The sequence below is a fragment of the Thermogemmatispora sp. genome (genome assembly GCF_019683755.1).
Classification (GTDB): Bacteria; Chloroflexota; Ktedonobacteria; order Ktedonobacterales; family Ktedonobacteraceae; genus Thermogemmatispora.
This window is the reverse complement of sequence record NZ_JADGHT010000205.1, coordinates 1-8,532: the sequence shown is the minus strand read 5'-3', so window position 1 is coordinate 8,532 and position 8,532 is coordinate 1. Positions and strand designations below refer to the sequence as shown.

General features: G+C 56.6%; 7 protein-coding genes and 1 other RNA gene. 3 read left to right on the top strand and 5 right to left on the bottom strand.

Features of this window, described 5'->3' with window-relative positions; translation table 11 throughout:
* From IRZ24_RS13235 to IRZ24_RS13220, 4 genes are all read right to left on the bottom strand, one after another.
* Positions 1–277: hypothetical protein (locus tag IRZ24_RS13235; RefSeq protein ID WP_297165013.1), on the bottom strand; the 277-nt coding region annotated here is incomplete at its 3' end.
* Positions 267–1,427 (bottom strand): lysylphosphatidylglycerol synthase transmembrane domain-containing protein, encoded by a 1,161-nt coding sequence (locus IRZ24_RS13230; protein ID WP_297165011.1) that lies wholly within the window; start codon positions 1,425–1,427, stop codon positions 267–269. The genes IRZ24_RS13230 and IRZ24_RS13235, both read right to left, overlap by 11 nt.
* A complete protein-coding gene (locus IRZ24_RS13225; RefSeq protein WP_297165009.1) occupies positions 1,424–2,461 on the bottom strand; it encodes a glycosyltransferase family 2 protein in 1,038 nt (345 codons plus the stop codon). Before IRZ24_RS13225 ends, IRZ24_RS13230 begins: the two co-directional genes overlap by 4 nt.
* A gap of 213 nt (positions 2,462–2,674) precedes the next feature.
* Positions 2,675–3,451, bottom strand: a complete 777-nt coding sequence (locus IRZ24_RS13220; RefSeq protein ID WP_297165007.1) for a glycerophosphodiester phosphodiesterase — start codon at positions 3,449–3,451, stop codon at positions 2,675–2,677.
* A 310-nt stretch (positions 3,452–3,761) separates the two neighbouring features.
* On the opposite strand from IRZ24_RS13220, the gene fxsT reads away from it, so the two are divergent.
* The 3 genes from fxsT to ssrA all read left to right on the top strand — a co-directional run bounded on the left by fxsT (position 3,762) and on the right by ssrA (position 7,729).
* The gene (fxsT, locus tag IRZ24_RS13215) at positions 3,762–6,698 is read left to right on the top strand and encodes an FxSxx-COOH system tetratricopeptide repeat protein (protein ID WP_297165005.1); all 2,937 of its coding nucleotides are present in this window, start codon (positions 3,762–3,764) and stop codon (positions 6,696–6,698) included.
* Positions 6,699–6,838: 140 nt separating this feature from the next.
* Positions 6,839–7,216 carry a thioesterase family protein gene (locus IRZ24_RS13210; protein ID WP_297165003.1) on the top strand — a complete coding sequence of 126 codons (378 nt, stop codon included), beginning with the start codon at positions 6,839–6,841 and terminating at the stop codon, positions 7,214–7,216.
* 145 nt (positions 7,217–7,361) lie between these two features.
* Positions 7,362–7,729, top strand: a transfer-messenger RNA (tmRNA) gene (ssrA, locus tag IRZ24_RS13205).
* A 310-nt stretch (positions 7,730–8,039) separates the two neighbouring features.
* Here the strand turns inward: ssrA and IRZ24_RS13200 are convergent.
* Positions 8,040–8,330, bottom strand: coding sequence for a Clp protease N-terminal domain-containing protein (locus tag IRZ24_RS13200; protein WP_297165001.1), 291 nt, complete (start codon positions 8,328–8,330; stop codon positions 8,040–8,042).
* Positions 8,331–8,532: the final 202 nt, after the last annotated feature.

Genomic DNA, 8,532 nt, shown 5'->3' with positions numbered 1-8,532 from the left:
CAATATTACAGATCGTTTGATGGGGGACGGCACCATGTACAATGGACCAGACTGCCTGATCCATAATTCCCAGGTCCTCGGCGTTAGTCTGGAAAGCATCCTGGCGCGTCGTCAAGTACCAGACAAAGAAAGCAGAAAAGAGCAGAGCGGCCACTGCCACCACAGTCATCGCAACCCAAAAGGAGCGACGGCGTGGCAGCGGCTCAGGAGGAGGATACAGGTAGAGGCGGTTCCAGCAAACAGCCAGCCACTTACGCAGAGCAGAGCTATTGGTCATATCCCCTCCCTCCCTCGTAGGGAGCGACCGAAGCCTCAGAGGCCGTGGCCCGTGGGGCAGGCTCCGCCTGCTCTGTCTGTAGCGCATGAGCAGTAATGGCCTCCGCTGCCGGTGAGCGAGCCTCGCTCCTTGAGGCTGTCGACTGTTCACTGAAAGAGTGCGCTTTCCGCCGTTCGGCGGCCTGCTCGGCCCGGATCTGTCGTACCTGGCGCAGGCCACCGAGGTAAGCTACGCTGACGCACAGCAACTCGGCCAGGGTCGAGACCAGGCGCGAGAGCAGGGCCATTACGTAGCCCAACGCTGTCGGCAGCACAGGTAAGGAGAAGGTAAAGAGCAGCGCTATGGCCCCCTCGCGGAAGCCCAGCCCACTCGGGGTAATAAACGAGATAAAACCGATATCCCAGCCCAGTGAATAGATACCGACGCAGATTGGCAGCGCACTCAAGGGCGTTGCCGGCCACAATGCCAGCACCAGCACATAGAAGGCCAGTCCAGCCACCAACCAGCTCAGGCACCAAAAGAACGAGACGAATAAAATATCACGATAGCGGAGCGCCAGCCTCACTGGCTCGCGTCTCACAAGACGTAGGGCCAGATTGAGCAGCCCCCCCAAAATCCGCGGATGCAGGCCGATCAATACCGCCAAGACAGCCACGGCGCTGAAGGCCAGGAAGAAGAAGCCCTGGGACGAGCCAAGCGCACGGACGTCATGCCAAAATAGCAGGCTGAGAGCGAAAACAAAGGCCCCAGTAGCTAGCTTGGTTACCAGCTCCACTACCATGCTGGTGAAGGCCAGCGAACGCGGCACCCCATACTTGCCAACCCAGAGAATGCGCGTCAGCACATGCCAGACATTGCCAGGGATATAGCGCACAAACTCTGAAGCGAGATAGATGCGCAGGCTGGCACCCAGGGGTAAGTGATAGCCGAGACGAGCCAGGACATTTTTCCAGATCAGCCCGAATGAGAGCTCTTGCAGCACAAAGCCCAGGAAAGCCAGACCCAGCAGGATGGGATTCCACTCGAAACGATGGGAGGCTAGAGCGCTCCAGTTATTTTTCACCTGGATGGCGAAGAAAGCCAACACGAGGACTGGCAGACCGAAGCGCACCAGCACTTTGCCCCAGCGTATAAGGATCGCTCTGCTCATTGGACATCGATTTCCTGCTTAATGCTATATTCCTCCCCTGGCTGGAAGGCATAATGACGAATCATCTCACTCTGCAGGCCTACCAGCACAAACTGGACCCCGAAGATCATCAATAGAATGCCAACAAAGAGCATTGGCTGCGTATGAATAGGCTGATTTTCGATCAGACGACTGCGAATCACCACCCAGGCATCGATTAGGAGCCCGAGCACGAACGTCCAGAAACCGAAGGGTCCAAAGAAACGCAAGGGTGTGCGCAGAAAAGTGGTCAGGAACAGCACGTTGAGCAGATCGATCAAGCCACGCGCGAAACGCCGGGCCCCAAACTTCGAAACGCCGAAGCGACGGGGATGATGGCGAACCTTGATCTCCGTCACACGGTAGCCGCGCCATTGGGCCATGACCGGGACAAAGCGATGAAACTCGCCATAGAGTTTTAAATGGACATCATCGATCACTTCACGCCTATAGGCCTTGAAACCATTATTGATATCATGTAGAGGCACGCCGGTCAGGGTTCTGACCAGAGCATTGAAGACCCGCGAAGGGAAGGTCTTGGTAATAGGGTCGAGGCGCGGATACTTCCAGCCGGAGACCAGATCATAGCCTTCCTCAAGCTTTTCCAGGAAACGCGGAATCTCCGCAGGATCATCTTGGAGATCGCCATCCATTGTAAAGACAATCTCTCCTCGACAGCGGCTAAAGCCCGCCACCAGCGCTGGCGTTTTGCCGAAGTTTTTGCGGAAGCGAATGACCCGCACGATCCCGGGATGCTCATCGTGCAGGGCCTTTACCTCGGCGAAGGTGTTATCGGTACTGCCATCATCGACAAAGATCACCTCATAGGACTGGCCGAGCTGCTCAAGCTGGGCAGTCAGCCGTTCGAAGAGAGGGCGGACATTCTCCTGTTCGTTCATGACCGGGATCACGACCGAGATCGCCACCCGCTGTCTCTCGTTCTTAGCAACAGCGGTAGCAACGGCGGTGTCCGCTCGCTGGGGAATGGCTAGCGATGACATTTCCATCTGCTGCATACTATTGGGACTCCACAAACGCTGAGTTTAGGCTCATGCCTGCTCTCCGTGCGCCGGCCTATTATAGCATACTGTCTCTCCCTGACAGTAGTTGATGGTACCTTTACGTGTGGGGGAAGGACCATCTCATTGGATCTAGAACGAGTAACTGTCGAGAAAGGACACGCTTCCCCCTTAAGGGACGCGGTCTTGACTTATTGAGGTAGCCGGCGGTCAGCGGTCTAGGGACAAGACCGCAAAGAGATCGGGCTGATCACTGGTCAGGGCATCGACGCCGCCCTCAGCCAAGCTCAGGAGACGCTCGGCGCTATTGACAGTCCAAATGCCCAATTTCAGGCCATAACTGTGAATGAGCGCCGGAAGCTCTGGTAGGAAGAGGGCCTCTTCAAGATCCAGCCAGTCACAGCCTAGCTCGCGTACCTGCTCCAGCAGCGTATCCAGAGCCTGGCCAGCCTGCGGGTCCCAGATATCTTCGGAAACAATAGCGCCTGTCTGTATCCCTGGCGCTAGGCGCTTGATCTCGGGCAGCAAATACCAGTCAAAGGAGATGATGACGGCCTGGTCAAGCATGTCGCACTGCCGTAATTCGCTGACGACGGCCTCGCCAATACCCGGGTAGCGCCCGTAGACACTTCCGCGCCGACTTGGTTTAATCTCGATCCAGACGAGCCGCCGCCCTCTGACGACTTCGAGAGCTTCGCGTAGGGTCGGAATACGTTGTGGCTCCGACCAACCACCAGGAAAATGCGCTGCAGCGTTAAGACTGCGCAGATAGGCAAAGTCCAGATCGAGAATATTCCCTCGGCCATCGGTGAGTCGCTCAACAGTGGCATCATGGAAGACAATGAGATGGCCATCACGACTCATCTGAACGTCTAGTTCAATGGCATCAACTGGTAATGCTAACGCCTGCCGAAAGGCCGCCAGAGTGTTCTCGGGCGCGAGCCGCGCCCCGCCGCGATGAGCGATACGTTGAACTGCACTTACCATAAATCACTCCATATATAATATCACACTATTTTTAGATAAATTTCTCTAGCGAAGCAGATAGGTCGTATCCGCTCTGAAGCTGATAGCGAGCAAGGGGCATGTTGGATTCCTCGCCTCATTTATTGCGACCTTGCTCTTAGTGAGTGTATACTAGATGTGTAGCCACTGGACAAGATGCACGTTACCTTCGTATTCCGTCCGAAGGGCGTTCATCCTTTCTCTCTATTCACCAGGCAGTGAAGAACCCTGGGCTTCCCGGCGGTAGGGCAAGGAACTGCCCTTGTTTCACACAGACGCAAGGAGCCAGAACATGGCAGTGAAGGTCTTCCTGGCCTACACCTTCAAAGACGAAGCCGCGCGCAACGAACTTATCAATCACCTCTATCAACTTCGCTGGCAAGGTCTGATTGTCGATTGGGAAGAGCGGGCTACGGGTCAGGGTTTTTCCTGGCAAGGAAGCGATGAGATCAGTCCGGGGCTGGAACGAGCGCAGCTCGTCCTCCTGCTCGTCAGCCCTGACTTTGTACACTCTGCCTACTGCTATAGTCCAGAGCTGAAAGTAGCCCTCCAGCGCCATGCAGCCGGTCTGGCATGTGTCATTCCTGTGCTCGTGCGACCGACTGAGCGAGAAGACACGCCGCTAGCTGATTTAGCGGTTCTGCCGACAAACGGTGTGGCGATTAGTGCCTGGGAGGATCGTGAGGCGGCCTGGGAGCAGGTAGTGACGGAGCTTCGTGCTTGGCTCTCTGCCGCTGCTGCTATGAGTGCGGCGGCTTCCTCTGATGCTGCCATGCGCTTGCCGCCACCGCCAGCATCGCTGGCTGCTGCCACGATGGCAGGGCCATCGCGGTCCAGGCCCTCACCCTGGCTTGTCCCTTATCGACGCAATCCTCTCTTTTCTGGACGAGCCTCGCTACTCACTTACCTGCATGATATTCCCATCAGTAACAAGGCCAGCGCTGTTACCCCACCACAGGTAGTCAGTGGACCTGCTGGCAGCGGGAAAACACAGCTTGCTCTTGAATATGCCTATCGCTATGGCCACGAGTATGCAGCCGTCCTCTGGGCCAATGCTGCCAGTCGTCAGCTCCTTATTCATGAGTTGACACGTATTGCTGAGGCGCTGGAGTTGCCTGAGCGCTCGCTGCCTAATCAGTATCTGGTTGCTCTGGCGGTTCGTCGCTGGCTGGAAAAGACGCCTGGTTGGTTATTCATTCTGGACAATGTTGCCAGCGCCGATGTAGTGCGGGATCTTCTGCCCGTAGGAGCTCGTGGTCACCTGATTCTACTAGCCCGTCAGCCACTAGCTTTGTCGACGGCGCAGCAGGTGACGCTGGCGCCGCTTGAAGCCGAGGAGGCCACTCTGCTTCTGCTGAGGAGTGCTGGAGTGCTGCCAGTTGAGGCAACTCTTGAGCAGGCTCCGCCTGCGGAGGCCAGTCGAGCTGATGAGCTGGTAGCGGCGCTGCGGTCCCATCCTCTAGCACTCGTTTTGGCTGGTGCCTACATCGATACAGAACAATGTAGCCTCAGCAGTTACTTGAATCTCTACAAGCAGGCCAGTGTTGAGCTTCAGAGGGGTGCCGGGCCGGTTGCTCATCTCGCTGATGGTCTGTCCGAATCGCTTGCCGCCGTGCTATATATCAGTCTCTCCCGTCTTGAGCGTATCAGTCACCATGCTACTGAGCTGTTGCGTCTCTGCTCTTTTCTTCAGCCCGATCATATTCCTCTGGAGTTGCTGGTGAACGGCGGAAGCGAATTAGAAGAGGGCTTACGTCAGCTCCTGCTAGAACCTTTCGACCTGCTCAGGCTGATCCATGAATTGCGTCGCTTTGCGCTGGTTGATTACAGCCGGGGAACGCTAGTCCTTCATCGGCTGGTAAGCGCAGCTGTGCGTCAGCGTTTGAGCCGAGAGTCGCGTCTTCTGTGGGCAGAACAGACCATTCGTTTAGTAGAAAGCGCCTGTATGAGCGAGGCAGCTTCTCCTACGGTCCTCTGTCGGGCCTATCTGCCGCACTTGCTGACCTGTGCTCGTTGGATTGAGGAATGGCAGCTTGTTAGCCCTGACGCAGCGTGTCTGCTGGAGCAGACGGGTTATTACCTGCAGCGCTGCGTGGCCTACCGCGAGGCCGAGCCGCTCTTGCGTCGTGCGCTAGCCATCCGCGAGCAGCAACTGGGACCGGAGCACCCTGAGCTGAGCGCCAGCCTTTACAATCTTGGGCTTTTCTACGAGGAACAAGGTCGTTTCCACGAAGCAGAGGCCCTCTATCGACGGGTAGTTGCCATTGAAGAGCGCCAGAGCGGGGCTGATCGTCAGGGCCTGACACGTGCTCTCTATCGCCTGGCCCTGCTCTATCGTGATCGCCGCGATTTTGAGCGTGCTGAGTCCCTGTTCCTTCAGGTGTTAGAGAGCTGGCAGCAGGAGCTGGCTCCGGAGCATCCTTTGCTCGCTACCCTTTATCACGAGTTGGCGACTCTCTATCGCCTCCAGGGACGCTATGAGCAGGCTGAAATGTTGTATCAACGGGCGTTGGGCATGCGCAAGCAATCCCTGGGCGGTGATCACCCGTCTGTAGGACAGACGCTCAGTGCGTTGGGGAGCCTCTACCATGCCCAGCGGAAGTATGAGCAAGCCGAGCGCTCTTATCTTCAGGCACTGGCAATCCATGAGGGCTTGCCTTTAGCTGAGCAGTTGGATCTGGCAACGACCTTGAATAACCTGGCCTTGCTCTATCGCGAGACTAGTCGTTATGGGCAGGCCGAGCTTCTTTATCAACGGGCGCTGGCCATCTATCGGCAGCTTGTTGGAGATGAGCATCCTTACACGGCAAGCTGTCTGGAAAATCTTGCAATGTTATACCACGACCGCGGTGAGTATGAGCGCGCAGAGCCACTTTATCAGAGCGCTCTCCAGATTCGGGAGCGGACGCTGGGCGCTGATCATCCAGCGCTGGCGGTTAACTTGAATAATCTCGCTACGCTCTACACCGCCTTGCACAAGTATGGTCCAGCTCGGACGCTCTTCAAGCGGGCCTTAGAGATCGGTGAGCGGGCCTTCGGCAAGAATCATCCGACGTATGCACGTTTTCTGGAAAACTATGCGCTCTTGTTGCAGCAAACGCGCCAGGTCAGCCGAGCACTTGAGTTGCGTGCACGCGCCCGGGAGATTCAGACGCGCCAAGCTCAAGGCTTTACAATGGGTCAGGCGGGAGCGGGAGCTGGTCAGGGTCAAGCCATTGCCTCGAGCTAACCGGCTGTGACCAAAGATGGTGTTGGCTGGAACAGTATGTGCACTGCAAGGCTTGGTGAGTGTGAGAGGGAGACGCAGGAGCTTAATGTATACTCCTGCGTTCTCCTTGTTTGAGACTACAAGAAAGGGATGGGAGCGTTATGAGTCTGCAACCAGGGCTGAAAGGTGAAGCCAGCACGCAGGTAGTCTATGAGAACACAGCTGCGGCTGTTGGTGCGGGGGGCGTTGAGGTTTTTGCTACGCCTATGATGATCGCTTTGATGGAGAACGCTGCCTGGAGAGCGGTAGCTGACTTTTTAGAGGAGGGTTATGTTTCGGTCGGAACACGCGTCGATGTGCGGCATCTGGCGGCCACTCCGATTGGGCAGCGTGTGCGTGCTACTGCCGAGCTGGTTGAGGTGGATGGTCGACGCCTGGTCTTCAGGGTGGAAGCCTATGACGAGGAGAAAAAAATCGGAGAAGGCACTCATGAGCGCTTCGTCGTCCATCTTCAACGCTTTTTGGAACGCCTGAAATAATTCCCCCTTGCTCAGTGTTATCCTATGTGGTACAATAAGGAGGCCATCAAAGGAATGGTCTCCTATGAGATCCTGCCTCTGATCGCCTAGACTGGCTAGGTGTGCATGGCGATCGGGGTTAACTTTGCCCGATCGACCGCACTATGGGGATGTCGGGTTTCGACAGACAAGCTGTTGAAAGGATTGCAGGCCGAGGTGCCGGTACGCTCTCTCGTTAAACAACCGGCGAAAAAATAACTGCCAACAAGGCGAATTACTCCTACGCTCTCGCCGCTTAATTAGGCGAGCGTCGTCCCTCTGACCTTTGCCTGTGGGGTCAGATGTGGGCGCCGACGACACGGGCTGCGATGTCGACGATCGCCCTCTAGTCGACATCTAAGACCAGAGGGCCAGCGCTGAGGAATCCTGTCGGTGGGAGTCCTCTGCGTATTGGTAATACACCGACTAAGCCTGTAGGATATCCTTTAACAGGTTTGCCTGGACGGGGAGTTCGACTCTCCCCCATCTCCACCACTGCGAGGCCGCTTGAGAAGCGGCCTCTTTCTCTGTCGCCCTTCGCTGTAAGCGATTGGTTATCGCTTGCAGGAGACCGTTCCTTCTGACGTTCCATCACTTCGTTTCCTTGACCCAACTGCTCATCTCCTCTCTGCAGCAGCAGGCACCCACGCTTTCTATCCGACGGCGATACCCTCATCTTCAGCAACGCAGCATAGACCTGTTGCGTCATCGAGTCAACCTGAGTGTTAGCCTCCCTATGTCATCCCGATTGGGATGAGCGCTCCGCTCCGCCCCAGCGTCCAGCCAGCGCGCAGACCTGCCTGGCTTACATGGTCCAGAACGGCTCGTCTTCAAGCGCATGGCCGCCACGCCCAGTGATCGCTTCGACTTTCTCGCGCGCCCGGTCCAGATCACCGATCCCGAGCTGCTTGAGTACTCGGGGAGCGACTCCCTCTCCGTCACGCACCAATCCCAGGAGCAGGTGCTCTGTCCCCACCTCAGAATGGTTGAGGCGCAGGGCTTCCTCCTTCGCTAGATGCAGCACAGTACGCACCCGTATGGTAAATCGCTCAAACTGCTCATCTTTTTGCACAAAGAATTGAAAAGCCTCTGGCACTGCTATAAGTCTCTGCCGACCTTGCCAGAATCGCCCTGTCCTTCTGAAGTTGTCCGGAATACTTGCTCAGCACGCCACGATTATGAACAATCAGCCCCAGCCCCCAGGTACGGGGCTGCACCGTGTCACCAAAGTCCGGGACAGAGACAGCCAGCCAGCTAGCCCCTATTCTGAATAGGAGACCTCATTTCCCGTCAATGCC

What these genes read in the sequence shown, in the direction of transcription:
- IRZ24_RS13230 (WP_297165011.1), bottom strand. Translation starts at nt 1,427, where the DNA reads ATGAGCAGAGCGATCCTTATACGCTGGGGCAAAGTGCTGGTGCGCTTC.
- IRZ24_RS13225 (WP_297165009.1), bottom strand. Translation starts at nt 2,461, where the DNA reads ATGCAGCAGATGGAAATGTCATCGCTAGCCATTCCCCAGCGAGCGGAC.
- IRZ24_RS13220 (WP_297165007.1), bottom strand. Translation starts at nt 3,451, where the DNA reads ATGGTAAGTGCAGTTCAACGTATCGCTCATCGCGGCGGGGCGCGGCTC.
- fxsT (WP_297165005.1), top strand. Translation starts at nt 3,762, where the DNA reads ATGGCAGTGAAGGTCTTCCTGGCCTACACCTTCAAAGACGAAGCCGCG.
- IRZ24_RS13210 (WP_297165003.1), top strand. Translation starts at nt 6,839, where the DNA reads ATGAGTCTGCAACCAGGGCTGAAAGGTGAAGCCAGCACGCAGGTAGTC.